Origin of the sequence: Undibacterium sp. WLX3042, from assembly GCF_049544825.1 — a bacterium.
GTDB lineage: Bacteria > Pseudomonadota > Gammaproteobacteria > Burkholderiales > Burkholderiaceae_D > Undibacterium.
Window position 1 is genome coordinate 3,365,343 of record NZ_CP186698.1, and the last position, 18,067, is coordinate 3,383,409.

Consider the following 18,067-nt stretch of genomic DNA (forward strand, 5'->3'; position numbering starts at 1 on the left):
GTGATTATTGAAAAATGAGTATGCTGCATTCTTTTCTCTTATTCCTTGCCGTTGTGATCACTGGCATTCCTGTTCTGCATGCGGAAACGGCTGATCAGGTGGGGATCATGCGTTCCAGCGCTGCCGGTAAAGAAATCAGTCTCGATACTACGCTGAATGCTCGCCAGATCGTCAGTGCGATTCCTGCCGAGTTTTTGCGTGAGCGCTTTGAGGTCATTGATACGAAAGGCCATACTATTGCCTACATGGCTTTAACTGAGGGTGATATTGGTGGTTTGATTTTTGTGGACAACAAACTGAGTGCGCAGGTATCCAGACAAGATGCGATGGCATTCTACAGTTGCCGCGGCTATGCAACCGCGGTTCAGCACCATTGGGGCAAGGATGCTGACGGCTGGACGGCAGGTTTGTTGCAGGCCAGTACTCCGGTCAGTACGGTTGAGCTGCATTTCACCGGTAAGTCCAGTCTGCGCAGTATCGTTGAGGTCGTCAATGATCCTACGCTGTCACAGGTAAGTTCTCTGGTGGATATGGGGACTAATCCTCTGAGTATTTTTAAGAAACTAAGTTCAGCCTGGGATTCTTCAGTCGATCGTGAGAATTTTCAAAAGACCTTGTTGCGCTTAAAAAATGTACTGACCGGAGCGACTGAAGCTGAGGTTGCAGAGATTGTGAAACCAGAGGATGTGTCATTTGTAAGCGGAGGACTGGTGATGGCGTATCCTCGATTTTCGCTGGAATATTTTGTCAGTAATGGTGTGGTGAAGGTAGTCCAGCAACCCTCTTTTTATCATTTGTCGAGAACCCAGGCAGCATTGTTTTACGCCCCGAACGTGCGCTGGGAGTTATGTACTCCTGCAGACTGGCGGAAGGCGATGCCTGAATTATCCCTTTCAGAGAGTGGCACAAAAAAATAAGCTGATAATCATGATTAAAGACAGCGACCTTGTTTGTGACTTGTCATCAAAAGAACGCTGATGCCAGCAGTTATCAGACATGTCGCATATCGGTAATGCCCTTGTCATGTCCGGAAGTTATTCTTTACCTTTCTTGTTTAACGATATATTGTTTATATTATTTTTTTAAGTATTTAATTGGGGGCTGAAATGGCAACGGTTACATCTAAAAAAGCAGTAAGTACTTCGCGAACCTCTGTTACTAAGAAAGTCCCGGTGCAAAAGCTCGCTGCCGCAGCGACAGTAAAGAAAGCGGTGAATGTAAAAGCACCCGCAAAAGCAGAAGCGGTAACGCTGCCAGTGAAAAAGCCAGCGACAGCGAAATCGCTACCGCCGGTAGAAGAAAAATTGAAAAAGCCGAAACTGGTACGTGACAGTTTTACCATGCCAGAGGTGGAATACGCCGTGCTCGGTCAGGTTAAAAAAGCCTGTCTGAAGGCTGGTATTGAAGTCAAGAAGAGTCAGTTGTTGAGGATAGGTCTGGTTTTACTCAATAATACCGATATCCCCAGCCTCAGAAAACTGATCAATGATTTATCTCCTTTGAAGGCAGGACGCCCTAAAAAAGAGAAGTAATTTCTGCTTCTGGCGGACGATTTCCCCCTTTTTTCTGAGTTGAGCAGCGCTGAAGATGACAGGTTTGTCTTCAGCGCTGTTGTATTTTTGTCTGTCATAAAACCGACATCTAACTGTCATCTTGTTGAAGTAATCCTCCTCTATTCTTCGTTCGTCGGATGAATGACATCTTGAGACTACACAAGGACGAGGAATGCGATTACTCACGATACCAGCGGATGCTAATCCCAGCTTTTCTAAACTCAATCTGAGTTTGGCGACGACCGCAGAAGAGGTCAAAGAAGTTCAACGTTTGCGTTATAAGGTATTCATTGAAAGCATGGGCTTGTCGGCGTTGTCCAATCCCGAAGGGCTGGATAAAGATGAGTTTGATGCCTATTGCGATCACCTGATTGTTCGTGACAGCAAAACGCTGAAAGTCGTTGGTACATACAGAATTCTTGGCCCCAATGCTGCACGCGAGATGGGACGTTATTACTCCGAAACCGAATTTGATTTATCGCGTTTGCAGCATATCCGCAGCAGTGTTGCAGAAGCAGGGCGCGCCTGTATTCACCCTGACTACCGCAGTGGCGCTGTTATTATGATGTTATGGGCTGGGCTGGCCGCTTATATGCGCCGTGAACGTTGTTCTCATCTGATCGGCTGCGCAAGTATCAGTCTGACTGATGGCGGTCAGAACGCGGCAGCAATTTACCGTAGCTTATCAGCAGGTGATTTCTGCCCGCTTGAATACCGTGTGACTCCGCATGTTCCATTTCCTTTAGATGAAATTGACACCAGCAATGTTGTTGCCAGAATTCCTCCGCTGCTCAAAGGGTATTTGCGTGCAGGTGCGTGGGTATGCGGAGATCCAGCCTGGGATCCTGATTTCCACAGCGCAGATTTGTTTGTGATGCTGCCATTGTCCAATCTGGATAATCGCTATGCTCGTCACTACGGTACTGAGGAGTAAGCAGATTGAAACCCGCTGACCAGTTCCTGAATAAGAAATTACATCATACGAAAAAGCGTGATATCAAGCATTTCCGCACGATATGGATTTCAGATCTGCATTTGGGAACTAGCGGCTGTCAGGCGGCAAAACTCCTGGAATTTTTAAAAGCGACAGAATCAGAAACACTCTATCTGGTTGGCGACATTATTGATGGCTGGCAGCTGAAACGACGCTGGTACTGGGATCAGACGCACAATAATGTCGTACAGACTGTATTAAAAAAAGCGCGTAAGGGAACAAATGTCATTTTTGTTCCAGGTAATCATGATGAATCTATCCGTCAGTTCATTGATCTGGATTTCGGCGGTATCAAGGTGCGCGACGAACTGGTACATACAACGGCGGATGGCAAACGTATGCTGGTTTTGCATGGCGACAGATTTGACGGTGTGATCGCTTGTGCCAAATGGCTTGCGTATGTTGGCGACAGTTTGTATACAGTGATTTTGAAGTTCAATCAGGTCTATAACAACTGGCGTGCCAGAGCCGGGCTGCCATACTGGTCACTGTCGCAATATCTTAAATTAAAAGTCAAAAACGCGGTAAGTTATATCACTCAGTTTGAAGATGCTCTGGCTGATGAAGCACGCAGAAACGGTGTCGATGGCATTATCTGCGGACATATTCACAAACCAGAAATACGAGATATCGGTGGTATTCTGTATTGTAACGATGGTGATTGGGTTGAGAGCTTATCTGCTTTAGTTGAAGATGCAAAAGGGGAGTTACGCCTGATTACCTGGCATGACGTGATGCATCCGACAGATACTGATGCAGCAGAACATATCGACAATATCCAGCTCGATGTCAGCGTGACGAGTGTAACTGCCTGATGAGCTGAGCGTCGATTGTCGCTGTGATAATTACTGCTTCCCCTCGGGATATTTATTCACTCATCATTTCATTTATTTGACAACCAGATCAGGCGACATGATAGCCTTAAGATAGGTCGTCACTTCTTCTGCTTCACGTTGTTTCTGTGACAGCCACCACACATTTCCTTTTCGTATGCTGTATCCCGGTGACGTTTGACCCAATACCTGGCTGACGACTTGGCCCAGACATGGTTGATGAGCGACGATGACGACCGGTTCCCGGCTATTTGGCCAGTTGGCAATACGCAGAATATCCTGCGCTGAAGCCTGTGGCCCTAATTCAGGAATAATCTTGATTTTTCGGCCGCGCGAAACAAGGGCATCGGCAGTATCTCTGGTACGTATGGTCGGGCTGACGAGAATGCGGCTTGTTTCCGGAAGCGTACTATCGAGCCAGTAAGCGATTTTGCCAGCCTGTTTAATCCCTTTGCCTGTCAGTTTTCTGAATTCATCTGTTATTTCTTCAGTTGCCTGTTCGGCTTCTGCGTGACGCCAGAGTATTAAATCCATTATTCATCTTCCGAAGCTGACAATGAACCAAGTTGTTGCATCAGGTATTGTTGTGCACCGAAACTGGCTTGCTTGCCACGTGCCTTTTTGCGTTCATACTGACCGTCAGAGTCAAGTATCCAGGCGTTGGTATTGTCTTTTAAATAGGGATCGAGTCCCTCTGAAATAACGCGTTTTTTCAGAGATTTTTCCAACACAGGAAATGCAACTTCAATGCGCCGGAATAAATTACGGTTCATCCAGTCGGCGCTGGCGAGGTGAACATCGTGCGCGAGGTCGTTACGGAAATAGTAAATCCTGCTGTGTTCAAGAAAACGTCCGATGATGGAGCGAACGCGAATATTCTCCGATAAGCCGGGTACTCCCGGACGCAGTGCGCATGCACCGCGGATAATCAGGTCAATTTTTACGCCATCTGCGGAAGCAGCGTAAAGGGCGCGTATGACAGATTCGTCGAGCAACGCATTCATTTTCGCGATAATGCGCCCCGGCCGGCCTTCGCGTGCAATACGCGCTTCGTTGCGAATGGCTTTGATAATTTGTGGTTGAAGGGCAAATGGTGCCAGCCACAGGTACTCGAGTTTTTTTGGTTTGGTCAGACCTGTCAGGTGAATGAATACTTCGTTCACCTCTGCCGCGATGCCCGGATGCGCCGTCAACAGACCAAAATCTGTATAAAAGCGGGTGGTTGAAGGGTGGTAATTGCCTGTCCCTAAATGCGCGTAATGTCTGAGTGTGCCGGCTTCCTCACGACGGATGACCAGAGCCAGTTTTGCGTGCGTTTTTAATCCCACTACGCCGTACACCACCTGCGCGCCCGCACGTTGCAGTTTGTCCGCCCAGTTGATATTCGCTTCTTCATCAAAACGCGCCATTAATTCGACGATGACAGTCACTTCTTTACCTAAACGGGCCGCTGTGATCAGCGACTCCATCAGATCTGAGTTCATGCCGGTACGATAAATGGTTTGCTTGATCGCGACCACATTCGGGTCCAGAGATGCTGAGCGTATAAAATCAATAACAGTCTGGAATGGCTGAAAAGGATGATGCAGCAAAATATCCTGTTTGCGCAGCAAGGTGAAGATATCTGTGTGGGAATACTTACCGATAGCTTTTGCGGAGAATGGCGGAAAGCGCAGACTTGGTTGTTTGACATGATCGACAATTTCTCCCAGGCGAACCATATTCACTGGCCCATCAACAGGGTAAAGCCTGTCATGGTCGAGAGAAAATTGTTCGAGTAAAAAACGCGACAGGTCTTCAGGGCAGTTCTTTGCGACTTCCAGCCGAACTGCTGCGCCAAATTGTCTGGTTTGTAACTCGCCCTGTAAGGCCTGACGAAGGTTTTTCACTTCTTCTTCATCTACCCATAAGTCGCTGTCGCGGGTAACGCGGAACTGCGAATAATTGATGACATCTCTGCCATTGAATAAATCCGCAATGTGGGAGTGAATGACGGAAGAAAGCAGACAAAACGACAGTCCATCGACCGACAATTCATCCGGAAGTTTAATAATGCGGGGTAAAACCCGTGGTGCTTTCACGATGGCGATGGCTGTTCCGCGCCCAAACGCGTCTTTGCCTGCCAGCGAGACTATGAAATTCAGACTCTTATTGACGACCTGAGGAAAAGGGTGGGCCGGATCCAGACCTATTGGTGTCAGTAAGGGACGAACTTCACGCTCAAAATAAGATTTCACCCACGCTCTCTGCGCTTCATTGCGCTCGGAGTGGCGAAGCAGATGTACACCTTTTTTGGATAACTGCGGCAGAATTTCCTGATTCAGAAGTTCATACTGCCGCTCAGTTAATTGGTGACATTCGGAACTGATCCGTTTCAGTGTTGACAGAAAAGCAGGGTGCTGGACCAGTTCGCCGTCAATTGTATTTTGTGCCAGCAAACTGGCGACCCTGACTTCAAAGAATTCATCTAAGTTGCTGCCGACAATACATAAATATTTGAGCCGCTCAAGTAATGGAATGCTTTTGTCTTCCGCCTGGGCCAATACACGCCAGTTGAATGCAATCTGCGACATTTCCCGGTCAAGAAAAATCGCGGTTCTGGCAAGTTCAGAAGAGGCGGATTTGCCTGTACGGGCAATCCGGGGCAGTTTTGTACCCGGAGCAGCGTTTTTCAGAGGATTGACTGTGCTGGCCTCGTTTGCATCACCGTCATTTGCGGGGTTAATTACATCTTGATTCTGCATGTCGTTTGCATGTCATAAAGACTGTCATATATATGTAATTTCTGATTCTATTGGAACGGTATTACAAGTTTATGACATAAAATCACTGCGGAATTAAATATTTCAGCGTTATTTTTGCAAGTCATTATCTTGTCATAATTCGATTGTAAAGTCCGTCTCGTAGTAACGAATACCTGTTATTTAACCTTAGAGGTGAACATGCAAATCAATCGTGTCATTAAATCCCTGGTCGCTGCAGTTGGTTTAGCTGCAACATTCTCCGCTGCTCACGCAGCTGATATTACTGGTGCGGGCGCTACATTTCCTTACCCAATTTATGCGAAATGGGCGGAAGCTTACAAAAAAGCGACTGGCGTTGGTCTGAATTATCAGTCCATTGGCTCTGGTGGCGGTATCAAGCAAATCAAGGCGAAAACTGTTGATTTCGGTGCCTCTGATATGCCTTTGAAGCTCGAGGAACTGGACGCAGAAGGTTTGATGCAGTTTCCAGCGATCATCGGTGGCGTTGTGCCTGTCGTGAATATCGACGGTATCGCTCCTGGTAAATTGAAGATGACCGGCGATCTTCTCGCGGGTATCTACATGGGAAAAATTACAAAATGGAATGCGGCTGAAATCGCTGCGGTTAATCCAGGTGTGAAATTGCCAGCGGAAGACATCACAGTCGTTCACCGTTCTGACGGTTCTGGTACTACATTCTTGTGGACTGATTTCCTGAGTAAAGTGAATGCTGAGTTCAAGACCACAGTTGGTTCATCCACTGCAGTTAAATGGCCAGTTGGCTTGGGTGGTAAAGGTAACGAAGGTGTTGCAGCCAACGTTCAGCGTATTAAAAACTCAATCGGTTATGTTGAGTATGCTTATGTGAAAAAGAACAAAATGACTTACACCACATTGAAAAATGCGGAAGGTCAGTTTGCTGAGCCTGATGATGAGAACTTCAAAGCAGCGGCTGCTGGTGCGGACTGGAGTAAAGCGCCAGGTATGTATCTGGTGTTGACAAATCAGCCAGGTAAAATTACATGGCCTATCACTGGCGCATCTTTCATCCTGATGCACAAAACTCAGGCTGACGCAGCCAAAGGCAAAGAAGTGTTGAAATTCTTTGACTGGGCGTTTAAAAACGGTGGTGCAATGGCCGCTGAGCTGGAATATGTTTCTTTGCCAGCGCCAGTTGTCAAGTTGATTGAAGATAGCTGGAAAGCGAAAATCAAAGACGCTTCTGCAAAAGCTATCTGGTAATTTACGCAGTAAATGAAGTAGTTCAGGTTCACTGATTCGGCTGATGAATCAGTGAACTATTTTAAGTGAGGCGATCCTGCTTTTCTGCGGATCGCCTTTCGGTGGAAAGACACCTATGCCTACACCAACGATTTCCGTCAATATGACAGCACCATCATCAAGCCAGAATATATCGAACGCTGAGAGCACTCAACCAGCACAACTGAGTGCAGCAAGAATGGCGGCAGTTATGCGTCGTCAGCGCTGGCAGGATTTTTTCTTTCACAAGTTGACTCTGGGTTTTGCGGCTCTCGTTTTAGTCGTTTTGCTCGGTATTATCGTCTCCTTGTTTTTGCGTGCGATCCCTGCCATGCAGGAATTTGGTTTCGGATTTATCACCACGGTAGAGTGGGATCCTGTGAACGATAAATACGGCGGTCTGATTGCTATCGTCGGAACCCTGGTTACCTCGGTTATTGCGTTGCTGATTGCTTTTCCCGTTAGTTTCGGCATTGCACTGTTCCTCACTGAAATATGTCCTCCATGGCTGAAGCGCCCGCTTGGTACTTCAATTGAACTTCTGGCCGGCGTGCCTAGTATCATTTACGGCATGTGGGGCTTGTTTGTTTTTGCACCTTTGTTTTCCGAATATATACAACCTGCGCTGGCCGCCACTCTCGGTAAATTGCCAGTGATTGGTGTTTTGTTTTCCGGGCCTATGATAGGCCTGGGTATCTTATCTGCCGGTGTCATCCTGGCGATCATGATTATTCCCTTTATTTCTTCCGTGATGCGCGACGTTTTTGAAGTTGTTCCTCCGGTACTGAAAGAGTCAGCATATGGACTCGGATGCACGAAGTGGGAAGTGGTCAGAAAAATCGTTTTGCCTTACACAAAAATCGGCGTTGTCGGCGGTGTTATGCTGGGCTTGGGACGCGCGTTAGGTGAAACGATGGCAGTGACTTTTCTGATCGGTAACGCACATAAACTGTCATGGTCCTTATTTGCCGCTGGTAACAGTATTGCCTCGACGCTGGCGAATGAATTTGCAGAAGCTGAGACAGTTCTGCATACATCCTCTTTATTTCTGTTGGGTTTAATTTTGTTTGTGATTACCTTCATCGTGTTATCTGCTGCTAAATTGATGTTGCTCGGTTTGAGCCGGAAAGAAGGTACAAAATAATGGATATGTCTAAAGCTCAGGCAGCGCAAAATCCTGTCTATCGCCGTCGCTTACTGGTACACCGGCTTGGTATTACCTTGTCTTCCATTGCGATGGTGTTTGGCGTATTTTTCCTGATGTGGATACTCTTTACATTGTTAATCAAAGGGTTTTCTGCAATTAATCTTCCTATGTTCATCGAGTCCACGCCGGCCCCGGGCAGCGATGGCGGTGGTTTGATGAATGCGATCGTCGGTAGTTTTCTGATGGTTGGTTCAGCAACATTGATATCCACTCCTATTGGTATCCTCGCCGGCATTTACCTTGCTGAATACGGTGATAAGAGCTGGTTTGGCGGTCTTACTCGGTTTGTGACCGACATTATGTTGTCGGCACCTTCTATCGTGATCGGTCTGTTTGTTTATGCAATTTATGTTGCCAACGTTAAACATTTTTCCGGTTGGGCTGGCAGCGTGGCGATTTCACTGATTGCGATTCCCGTCGTCGTTCGCACTACCGACAATATGTTGGGACTGGTTCCGGCAAGTCTGCGTGAAGCAGCATTCGCACTGGGTGCGCCGCGATGGAAAGTCGCGCTGCTGGTCAGGCTGCGTGCAGTGAAGGCCGGTGTTGTGACTGGTATTTTGCTTGCTGTGGCCAGGATTTCCGGTGAGACCGCGCCCTTACTTTTCACTGCGTTGAATAACCAGTTTTTCAGTGCCAACATGAACAGTCCGATGGCAAATCTTCCGGTCGTCATTTATTCGTTTGCAATGAGTCCCTACGATAACTGGCGTGAGCTGGCGTGGGGTGGTGCACTGCTGATTACGTTCAGCGTTCTGCTTCTGAATATTTTGTCGCGTACCTTGTTTAACCAAAAGACACAGCATTAATCCGAGTATCGATATGACAACCACTACAGCAAATACACAGAAAAAAGCAATCGAGATCGACGGGCTGAATTTTTACTACGGCGCCACCCGTAGCCTGCGCGATATTAAACTGAATATTTTTGATAAAAAGGTCACTGCATTTATCGGACCTTCCGGTTGTGGCAAATCAACTTTGTTGCGTACATTAAATCGTATGTACGATTTATATCCTGGTCAGCGCGCGGAAGGCAGAATCATTTATAACGGTAAGAATATCCTCGACCCTGATCAGGATATTAATTTGCTGCGCGCTAAAGTTGGCATGGTATTTCAGAAGCCGACTCCTTTTCCCATGTCCGTTTACGACAATATCGCTTTCGGTGTGCGTTTATATGAAAACCTTTCCAAAGGTGAGATGGACGAACGCGTTGAATGGGCTCTGAAAAAAGCGGCGATCTGGACAGAAGTCAAAGATAAGTTGAATAAAAGCGGCTTAAGTCTGTCTGGCGGTCAGCAACAGCGTTTGTGCATCGCACGTGGCGTTTCGGTTAAGCCGGATGTACTCTTACTTGATGAACCAACTTCTGCGCTCGACCCGATCTCAACTGTAAAAATCGAAGAGCTGATCAATGAGTTGAAAGAGGAATACACGATCGCCATCGTTACGCACAACATGCAACAGGCGGCACGCTGTTCCGACTATACCGCATACATGTATCTGGGCGAGTTGGTTGAGTTCGGCGAGACGGATCATATTTTCATGAATCCGGTGAAAAAAGAAACTCAAGACTATATTACCGGTCGTTTCGGTTAATTACATCCATAGCGATTACAAGAATTCAGGAGAAACCTGTGACAGGCGAACACTCTTCAAAACAATATGACAGTGATCTGGAAACAATCCGTTCCAAGGTCTTGTTGATGGGCGGTTTGGTAGAAAGTCATTTCCATGATGCGATGTCATGTTTTCGTACAGGCAATGCAGAACAGGCTGAGATCGTGATTCAGTCTGATCTGGAGGTGAATCGCTTAGAGGTTGCACTGGATGATATGTGCAGCCAACTGATTGTGAAGCGTCAGCCAGCGGCAAATGATTTACGTACTGTCGTCGCTACCGGCAAGGTGATTACCGATCTTGAGCGCATTGGTGATGAGTCGACAAAAATCGCCCGCATCGCAAAAGAAGGTCAGCTTAACCGGCGCAGTATTCCTATGTTCAACGGCTATGACACCGTGCGTGTACTGGCGGCCAGCGTTGCGGACATGCTGCATCAGGCGCTTGATGTTTTTGCCCGTCTTGATGGCGAGAAAGCGGTCCAGCTGATCGCTCAGGATGAAATCATTGACAATGATTTCCGCTCCATTATGCGTAATCTGATTACTTTCATGATGGAAGATCCAAGCACAATTTCTTCGGCGCTTGACACTTTGTGGGTCGCAAAAGCGATAGAGCGGATTGCTGATCACGCAAAGAATATTGCTGAATATACGGTCTACATCGTTGAGGGTAAAGATATCCGTCATTCAGACTACGTCGCCGTCAAACAAGATCAGAAAAACTGAGAAACAGATTACAAATAATGGCTGCTGATACCACAATATTAATTGTCGAAGACGAACCAGCAATCGTTGAACTTGTCAGCTTTACTTTGCGTGCGGCTGGCTGGAATACTTTTGCCGTCAACAACACAGCTGAAGCTTGGGATTTTATTCAACGCCGGACTCCTCAGTTGATTCTGCTCGACTGGATGCTGCCCGACCAGAGCGGTTTGCGTTTACTTTCCAAAATCCGCTCTGACCGCCAGTTCAATGAGATTCCTGTCATTATGCTGACGGCGAAAAGTATGGAGGAAGATAAGATTGCAGGACTTGATCATGGTGCAGATGATTACATCACAAAGCCATTTTCTCCACGTGAACTGACCGCACGGATGAAGGCCTTGTTGCGTCGCAAGAGCCCTGAGCATGCACAAACCGCGCTGTCAGCAGGTAACGTCGTACTGGATCCGGTCAGTTGTACCGTCAAAATCGATGATCAGAAGGTCGATATCGGTCATGCCGAATATAAATTGCTGAAGTTTTTCATGGCGCATCCCGAACGCGTTTTTTCACGTAGCCAGTTGCTTGACAAAGTCTGGGGCGATCACGTTGTGATTGAGGAGCGTACTGTCGATGTACATGTGCTGCGCCTGCGTAAAGTATTGAAATCTGCGGAATCACTGATTAAAACGGTACGTAGTGTGGGTTACATGCTGTCTGAAAAGTAATATGCTCTTGTTGTGGCAGCAGTACTGAAATATAAAAACAACCACATTCAAGATGTTATGGATGTGGTTTTTTTATGTTCAGATGTATTGGTGTCAGAGATCAGTATACGTTTTGACCGGCTTGAATATTGCTCGCCATAATTTATACCCAAAATTAAAAAAATATCAGGGATTTTCATGTCTCCACGTCTCATCTTCTGGATTTCCAGCTCTGTTCGCGCCTTACTTATTTTGATGGCTACTGGCGTCGCCGCATATCTGTGGGGACCGGTTATTGGATTATTACTCGGCTTTATTGCGATGTCCGGGCTGGTTCTGCTGCAACTGTTTTATCTGCAAAGGCTGGCAGACTGGCTCGATAACCCCAGCAGCTCCCGTTTGCCGGATGGCTGGGGCGCGTGGACGGATATTTTTTCACGACTCTACAAATCACGGCGGGGCGATGAAAAAAATCAGGCAGAGCTGACGGAATGGCTGGCACGTTTTCGTCAGGCGATGACATTGTTACCGGATGGCGTTGTCATTATGGACGACGTTTTATTTCTGGAGTGGTGTAATCCTGCAGCCGAAAATCATCTGGGCCTGAGTCTGGAGAAAGACAAAGGCATGCGTGTCACGAATCTGGTACGCACACCTGAGTTTATGGACTACATTATTCTGGGCCGTTACGAAACGCCGCTGACTTTGTCATTTCGTGACCGCAAGCTGATCGCACATATTATTCCGTTTGAAAACCGTCGCCAGATTCTGGTAACGCATGATATTACCGAATCTGAACGTATTGATATGATGCGTCGCGACTTTATTGCCAATGCATCGCATGAGCTACGCACACCGTTAACTGTCATTAACGGTTTTTTAGAAATCGCTTCTTTACAACCGGATCTGGACATCACGATCCGGCGTTCGCACCTGAAACTGATGACGGAGCAGGGTGAGCGTATGCAGCGTCTGGTTGAGGACATGCTGACGCTGACACGTCTGGAATCGATGGACTATCTGTTACGTGTCGAAACCGTTGATATGCGTGGCTTGCTGGAGCAGATTTTGCAGGAAGCAGAGGCGCTTTCTGCTGGACGCCATCAGATTACGCTGGAAATTGATGGCCCTGATATCCGTGGCAGCAAAGATGAGATACGCAGTGCACTGACCAATCTTGTCACTAACGCGATCCGTTACACACCGGAAAAAGGGACGATTCACATCAGTTGGATCAACACCCCGCAAGGAGCCAGATTTTCTGTCACGGATAATGGCATAGGCATTAGTCCGGAGCATATTTCCCGTCTGACAGAGCGGTTTTACCGGGTTGATAAAAGCCGCTCGCGTGAAACGCAGGGCACCGGTCTTGGACTCGCCATTGTTAAGCATGTATTGTTGCGACACAAAGCGCAACTGCTTATCGATTCCACACCTGGTGCTGGCAGCAAATTCACTGTGCAGTTCCCCGCAAATATCGCCATTGAAGAGTAGCAGTCTGTTTGCTTTTGTCGTCTGAATTATTTATCCCGTGAAAGGATAAATTTTGTTATTCCCCATTTGTCCTGAGGACAGATAAGTTAAACTCGTCTGTATTGCTGCTGACATAAGTTTCGCAGAGGGTTTACTGACCAGATATGCTCTGGGGGGATGTTGAATGGAAATGAACGTATTGGTGCTGGATGATGCACAAATCAACGTTACATTGCTGTGCTTGCTATTAAAAAAAATAGATAAATGTAAATCGGTGAGTTTCAGTGAGCCGGAAGCTGCGCTTGCATGGTGTACCAGTAATGTGCCAGACCTGATTATGGTCGACTATATGATGCCGGACATGAATGGCATTGAGTTTATCCGACGTTTTCGTGAGTTGGACGGATGTCACGACATTCCCGTCCTGATGATCACTGCCAACAATGAGCTGGAATTACGCTACCAGGCACTCGATGCCGGAGTGAACGATTTTCTGATCAAGCCGATTGATAAAATAGAATTTCTCGCCAGAACCCGAAATATGCTGGCCTTACGCAAAAGCCAGCGTTTTCTCGAGGATAAAGCGATCTGGCTTGATGAGTCAGTAAAAAAAGCAACGGCTGAAATTTTGGAACGGGAAAGAGAGACGATTTTTCGCTTGTCAAAGGCAGCGGAGTCCCGCGATCCTGAAACTGGCGCACATATTGTCCGTATGGCCAATTACTCGAAAATCATTGCCGAGCAATTAGGTCTTTCTGCGGCTGACCAGCAGCTCATTCTGGAAACGGCACCGATGCACGATGTCGGTAAAGTCGGTATCCCGGACAGCATTTTACTGAAGCCGGGCAAGCTGACAGCAGATGAATTCTCTGTTATGAAGCAGCATACCCGTCTTGGTTATGAAATTCTGGCGGGAAGCTCCTCGAACTTATTGACCGCTGGTGCCGAGATAGCATTGGCACATCATGAAAAGTTTGATGGTAGTGGTTATCCCAATGGACTGGCCGGTGAGAATATTCCGCTGTTTGCGCGCATCGTTGCTGTTGCTGACGTCTTCGATGCGTTGACATCTGAGCGTCCGTATAAAAAAGCATGGGATAACGAACTGGCGCTCGCCCATTTGCGGGAAGGGGCTGGCAAGCATTTCGATCCATTATGTGTCGATGCATTCTTTGCCGGATGGGACAAGATATTAGAGATCAAGAATCTGTATCAGGATGACCAGTATTAGGAATCAATGTTTTTACACGGCCACATGCTCGATGCACAGTTGCATTAAAAATAGCGGTCAATGTTTATTTCAGAAAAATACTGTTCTACCTTTTCAATAAAAATTTCCCGGATCCACAGTCAGATCATGATCAATACGGCTATCGCAGAGAGCATTTGATGCGACATCAATTATCTTTGCTTCAATATAAGAACTCGCTTGGCATACAAAGTGAAGAGCAATTAGAAAAACTGCTGACGGAACTGGAGCAGTTATCGCAACAGTCTGATTCGTCCGTGATGAGTGACAGCACGAGACAGGCATTGCGCGGGATGAGGAATTTATTTACTCAGATTGATCAGGCGTATCAACGCTCAGAGCAGGATTTTTCAGAGTGCAGACGCAGGCTCGCGTCAAGTTCAGAAGCGCTGCAACAGGCGAATGATCATTTTCATCCGGGGAGTGGTGAGCGTGATCATGTGCTGGCAACCCTGAAAGCAACGACAGATCAGCTGCTTTTCTCTCTAGGAAAAACTTCTCAGGAAGAAATTACTCTGGATAAACTGAGTTATTTATTATCCGATCTGGTTTCTGAACTGGTGGCTGCCAGAGCGGATCTGGAATCAGCCCTGGCGAAGCTGCAGAAACAGAAGTTTGCTTTAGATCAGCATGCGATAGTCAGTGTCGCAGATGCGAATGGCGTGATTTTGTACGCCAATGAAAAATTTTGCCAGATCAGCAAATACAGTTCTGCTGAACTGGTCGGGCAAAATCACCGTATCGTGAACTCTGGTCTGCATACCCCCGCTTTTTTTCAGAATATGTGGGATACGATTACCAGTGGCCGTGTCTGGCATGGCGAAGTGCGTAATAAAGCGAAGGATGACAGCTTTTACTGGACGAATGCGACGATTGTTCCTTTTTTGGATAACAGTCAGCAGCCATATCAATATATTTCTATCCGCACTGACATTACAGAACAACGACGCTTACGTGAAAAGATCGAATCCAGTCAGTCTCTGATGGAAAGCATGATGCGTAATATCGGGCAGGGCGTGTACACATTGGATGCGCAAGGAGTGTGCACGTTTTTGAATCCTGAGGGAGAGCGTATTCTCGGACGAAATCTGGTCGATTTAAAAGGAAAAATACTGCACGACCTTGTGCATTCTATACGTCCTGACGGCGCGCATATCAGGAATCACGATTGCCCTATAAATAACGCTATCTTATCCGGTGAAGTTTTTCGTTCTGATCTCGAATACTTCCAGCATCAATCAGGTAGTTTGTTCCCGGTTTCGATTGTTGCCTCTCCGATTGTTGACCAGGGAAAAGTGGTCGGTTCCGTTGCTGTTTTCCAGGATATATCGGAACGTCTGGCAATCGACAGGGCGCTGCGCGACAGCGAGGCAAGGCAAAGAATGTTGCTTGATAACGCCGCCGATGCGGTGTTTGTTGCTAACGCGAATCAGCAATTAGTTTATGTCAATGATCTCGCTTCTGACATGCTGGGCTACTCCAGAGTCGGGCTGCTGGGCAGCAGCATGTATCACTTACTACCTCTGGCGGATCGGGATCTGGCGATGCAGAATTTTTTATGCCATATCCAGGAGGAGAAACGTTTCCGCGCCGAGATTGCCCTGCTGAAAAAAGACGGTGATACCGTTCCTGTTGAATTGAATGCCGCGCTGTTGCCAGATGGCAGCATTTACGGATCTTGTCGTGACATTACTGAGCGATTGCGGTTTGAGACGGATTTACTGCAGGCGAAGAATGATGCGGAGGCAGCGAATAAAGCCAAAGGTGAATTTCTGGCGACCATGAGTCATGAAATCAGGACGCCGATGAATGGCATTATTGGCATGACTGAGCTGACGCTTGATACCGATCTGAGCAGCGAACAGCGGGAATATCTCGAGCTGGTGAAATTATCTTCTCAGTCTCTGATGAGTATCATCAACGATATTCTGGATTTTTCCAAAATTGAATCGGGGAAAATCGAGCTGGAAAAAATCGAGTTTTCTTTGCGGGAATTAATTGCTTCATCCTTGCGCGCACTGTCAGTCAGAGCATCGGAGAAGGGTATAGAGCTTGTTTATAAAATCGATGCAGCAATTCCGGAAATTGTCGTGGGAGACCCCGGTCGCTTGCGTCAGATCATGACGAATCTGGTCGGTAATGCGATTAAATTCAGTGAAAAAGGTGAAGTGATCATCGATGTCCAGCTCGCGCATGAGAGCGCAACCCGGCTGGATATTTATTTTGCCGTGACGGATCATGGCATTGGTATTCCAAAGGCAAAGCAAAGCAGTATTTTTGAAGCTTTCAGCCAGGCAGACACATCGACAACACGTAAATACGGAGGCACAGGCCTCGGTCTGACAATTTCTTCCCGGCTGGTACAGTGCATGAACGGTCTGCTGGCACTCAATAGTGAACCCGGAAAAGGCAGTACCTTCTATTTCACGATAGGATTGGCAAGAGCCGAAAAAGACAATTCTGCAAAACGGCCGATGGATTTTTCCGGCGTAACGGCACTGATTGTTGACGATAATGCCGTTAACCGCTTATTTTTTTCCGACACATTAAGAAAATGGAAAATAAAACCAATCGTTGCCACATCTGCCACTGAGGCTCTGCAGTTGCTGTCGCAGATGCAGTCGGACGGGATATACATCGATTTGATTCTTCTCGATGTTTGTATGCCTGGTATGAGCGGATTTGAGTTTCTGAACCGACTGGCCCCGGAACATGAAAAATTAAAGTCAAAAACTGTCTTGCTTTCGTCTGCCGGTTCGCGTGAAGACTTCCTGCATTTGCAGGAACTCGGGATGAAAAATTACGTTTTAAAGCCGGTGAACCAGTCGGAACTCTATGATGCCATTACGACAGTCGTGAGTGGTAAGAAAAAAATAATGACGCATGACACTCAGGTCTGGCCAGATACGCGACAATTTACAGCGGCGTTACGAATCTTGGTCGCAGAGGATAATCCGGTGAATCAGAAACTGATTCTGGCGCTATTGAGTAAGTGGAATCACGTTGCAACTTTGGCGGAAAACGGACTGGACGCGCTTAAGTATTTTTCACGAGAGCCGTTTGATGCCATTTTGATGGATATGCAGATGCCCAAAATGGGAGGTATCGAGGCGACGCAACATATCCGCGAAGCGGAACGTGCGCTGGGCAATGGCAGACGCACGCCGATTATTGCAATGACCGCCAATGCTATGCCAGGCGACTGGGAACGATGTCATGAAGCAGGTATGGATCATTATTTGTCCAAGCCGATCAAGGCAGAGTTATTGCGTGAATTGCTGGAAAAGTTAGCGCAGAATACCGACCTGACCTCAGATGGTCTGAAGCCAACTGCAACGACTGATATGAATAACCCACCTTTAAAGACAGATATGTCGACAGAAAACACATCATTCGATTATTCGGCCGCTTTGCTGAATGCCGACACAGAGATCGTCAGTATTATCGGACATTCTTTTCTTGATGCCTGCGATCAGTATAAGGACGAAATTGCCGATGCGGTGGCGCGGCAGGATAGCGAGTTGCTCTACCGTTCCGCACACACTATGAAGGGGCTTGTTGGTAATTTCTGTGCAGTTCCGGTTGAGACGCTGGCAAGGGAGCTGGAGCATTTCGGTAAGACCAATGATTTGAGTCTGGCCGCAGCAAAGCAAGCGGAATTATTCGTGCAGTTAGAGCAGATGAATGCGGCGCTGAAAAAGTTTCTGGCGTCAAATTAGC

Annotated in this window: 15 protein-coding genes; 13 read left to right on the plus strand and 2 right to left on the minus strand. The window is 47.1% G+C overall.

All coding sequences use genetic code 11. The annotated features are described in order from the left end of the window. Positions 1-20: 20 nt before the first annotated feature. The 4 genes from ACPAOP_RS15190 (at position 21) to ACPAOP_RS15205 (ending at position 3,362) form a co-directional block, all read left to right on the plus strand. Complete coding sequence (locus ACPAOP_RS15190) at positions 21-917, plus strand: hypothetical protein (RefSeq protein WP_423708568.1); 897 nt, start codon at positions 21-23, stop codon at positions 915-917. A gap of 255 nt (positions 918-1,172) precedes the next feature. Beyond that, positions 1,173-1,532: a hypothetical protein gene (locus ACPAOP_RS15195; protein WP_423708569.1), complete on the plus strand. Its 360-nt coding sequence runs from the start codon at positions 1,173-1,175 to the stop codon at positions 1,530-1,532. Between the two features lie 193 nt (positions 1,533-1,725). Next, on the plus strand, positions 1,726-2,487 hold the full coding sequence (locus ACPAOP_RS15200; RefSeq protein WP_423708570.1) for a GNAT family N-acetyltransferase: 762 nt from the start codon (positions 1,726-1,728) through the stop codon (positions 2,485-2,487). A gap of 5 nt (positions 2,488-2,492) precedes the next feature. Continuing rightward, positions 2,493-3,362 (plus strand): UDP-2,3-diacylglucosamine diphosphatase, encoded by an 870-nt coding sequence (locus tag ACPAOP_RS15205; RefSeq protein WP_423708571.1) that lies wholly within the window; start codon positions 2,493-2,495, stop codon positions 3,360-3,362. Positions 3,363-3,434: 72 nt separating this feature from the next. On the opposite strand, the gene ACPAOP_RS15210 is transcribed toward ACPAOP_RS15205, so the two are convergent. Both ACPAOP_RS15210 and ppk1 read right to left on the minus strand, forming a co-directional pair. Then, positions 3,435-3,914 carry a SixA phosphatase family protein gene (locus tag ACPAOP_RS15210; protein ID WP_423678806.1) on the minus strand — a complete coding sequence of 160 codons (480 nt, stop codon included), beginning with the start codon at positions 3,912-3,914 and terminating at the stop codon, positions 3,435-3,437. Beyond that, positions 3,914-6,124: a polyphosphate kinase 1 gene (ppk1, locus tag ACPAOP_RS15215; RefSeq protein ID WP_423708572.1), complete on the minus strand. Its 2,211-nt coding sequence runs from the start codon at positions 6,122-6,124 to the stop codon at positions 3,914-3,916. Before ppk1 ends, ACPAOP_RS15210 begins: the two co-directional genes overlap by 1 nt. Before the next feature lie 198 nt (positions 6,125-6,322). Here ppk1 and pstS point away from each other — a divergent pair, with 198 nt between their 5' ends. The 9 genes from pstS to ACPAOP_RS15260 all read left to right on the plus strand — a co-directional run bounded on the left by pstS (position 6,323) and on the right by ACPAOP_RS15260 (position 18,066). Continuing rightward, a complete protein-coding gene (gene pstS, locus ACPAOP_RS15220; RefSeq protein WP_423678808.1) occupies positions 6,323-7,366 on the plus strand; it encodes a phosphate ABC transporter substrate-binding protein PstS in 1,044 nt (347 codons plus the stop codon). Positions 7,367-7,583: 217 nt separating this feature from the next. Continuing rightward, positions 7,584-8,528: a phosphate ABC transporter permease subunit PstC gene (gene pstC / locus ACPAOP_RS15225; RefSeq protein ID WP_423682287.1), complete on the plus strand. Its 945-nt coding sequence runs from the start codon at positions 7,584-7,586 to the stop codon at positions 8,526-8,528. Beyond that, positions 8,528-9,400 carry a phosphate ABC transporter permease PstA gene (pstA, locus tag ACPAOP_RS15230; RefSeq protein ID WP_423678809.1) on the plus strand — a complete coding sequence of 291 codons (873 nt, stop codon included), beginning with the start codon at positions 8,528-8,530 and terminating at the stop codon, positions 9,398-9,400. Before pstC ends, pstA begins: the two co-directional genes overlap by 1 nt. A gap of 13 nt (positions 9,401-9,413) precedes the next feature. Next, positions 9,414-10,193, plus strand: coding sequence for a phosphate ABC transporter ATP-binding protein PstB (gene pstB / locus ACPAOP_RS15235; protein ID WP_423678810.1), 780 nt, complete (start codon positions 9,414-9,416; stop codon positions 10,191-10,193). A gap of 38 nt (positions 10,194-10,231) precedes the next feature. Next, entirely contained in the window at positions 10,232-10,942 is a 711-nt protein-coding gene (phoU, locus tag ACPAOP_RS15240) for a phosphate signaling complex protein PhoU (RefSeq protein WP_423708573.1), read from the plus strand. A 17-nt stretch (positions 10,943-10,959) separates the two neighbouring features. Continuing rightward, positions 10,960-11,646 (plus strand): phosphate regulon transcriptional regulator PhoB, encoded by a 687-nt coding sequence (gene phoB, locus ACPAOP_RS15245; RefSeq protein WP_423678812.1) that lies wholly within the window; start codon positions 10,960-10,962, stop codon positions 11,644-11,646. Positions 11,647-11,823: 177 nt separating this feature from the next. Further along, a complete protein-coding gene (gene phoR, locus ACPAOP_RS15250) occupies positions 11,824-13,119 on the plus strand; it encodes a phosphate regulon sensor histidine kinase PhoR (RefSeq protein WP_423708574.1) in 1,296 nt (431 codons plus the stop codon). Between the two features lie 163 nt (positions 13,120-13,282). Beyond that, complete coding sequence (locus ACPAOP_RS15255; protein WP_423708575.1) at positions 13,283-14,329, plus strand: HD domain-containing phosphohydrolase; 1,047 nt, start codon at positions 13,283-13,285, stop codon at positions 14,327-14,329. A gap of 158 nt (positions 14,330-14,487) precedes the next feature. After that, entirely contained in the window at positions 14,488-18,066 is a 3,579-nt protein-coding gene (locus tag ACPAOP_RS15260) for a PAS domain S-box protein (RefSeq protein WP_423708576.1), read from the plus strand. Position 18,067: the final 1 nt, after the last annotated feature.

Coding starts and splice junctions, on each gene's coding strand:
- ACPAOP_RS15190 (WP_423708568.1), top strand. CDS start 21: ATGCTGCATTCTTTTCTCTTATTCCTTGCCGTTGTGATCACTGGCATT.
- ACPAOP_RS15200 (WP_423708570.1), top strand. CDS start 1,726: ATGCGATTACTCACGATACCAGCGGATGCTAATCCCAGCTTTTCTAAA.
- ACPAOP_RS15210 (WP_423678806.1), bottom strand. CDS start 3,914: ATGGATTTAATACTCTGGCGTCACGCAGAAGCCGAACAGGCAACTGAA.
- ppk1 (WP_423708572.1), bottom strand. CDS start 6,124: ATGCAGAATCAAGATGTAATTAACCCCGCAAATGACGGTGATGCAAAC.
- pstS (WP_423678808.1), top strand. CDS start 6,323: ATGCAAATCAATCGTGTCATTAAATCCCTGGTCGCTGCAGTTGGTTTA.
- pstC (WP_423682287.1), top strand. CDS start 7,584: ATGGCGGCAGTTATGCGTCGTCAGCGCTGGCAGGATTTTTTCTTTCAC.
- pstA (WP_423678809.1), top strand. CDS start 8,528: ATGGATATGTCTAAAGCTCAGGCAGCGCAAAATCCTGTCTATCGCCGT.
- pstB (WP_423678810.1), top strand. CDS start 9,414: ATGACAACCACTACAGCAAATACACAGAAAAAAGCAATCGAGATCGAC.
- phoB (WP_423678812.1), top strand. CDS start 10,960: ATGGCTGCTGATACCACAATATTAATTGTCGAAGACGAACCAGCAATC.
- phoR (WP_423708574.1), top strand. CDS start 11,824: ATGTCTCCACGTCTCATCTTCTGGATTTCCAGCTCTGTTCGCGCCTTA.
- ACPAOP_RS15255 (WP_423708575.1), top strand. CDS start 13,283: ATGGAAATGAACGTATTGGTGCTGGATGATGCACAAATCAACGTTACA.
- ACPAOP_RS15260 (WP_423708576.1), top strand. CDS start 14,488: ATGCGACATCAATTATCTTTGCTTCAATATAAGAACTCGCTTGGCATA.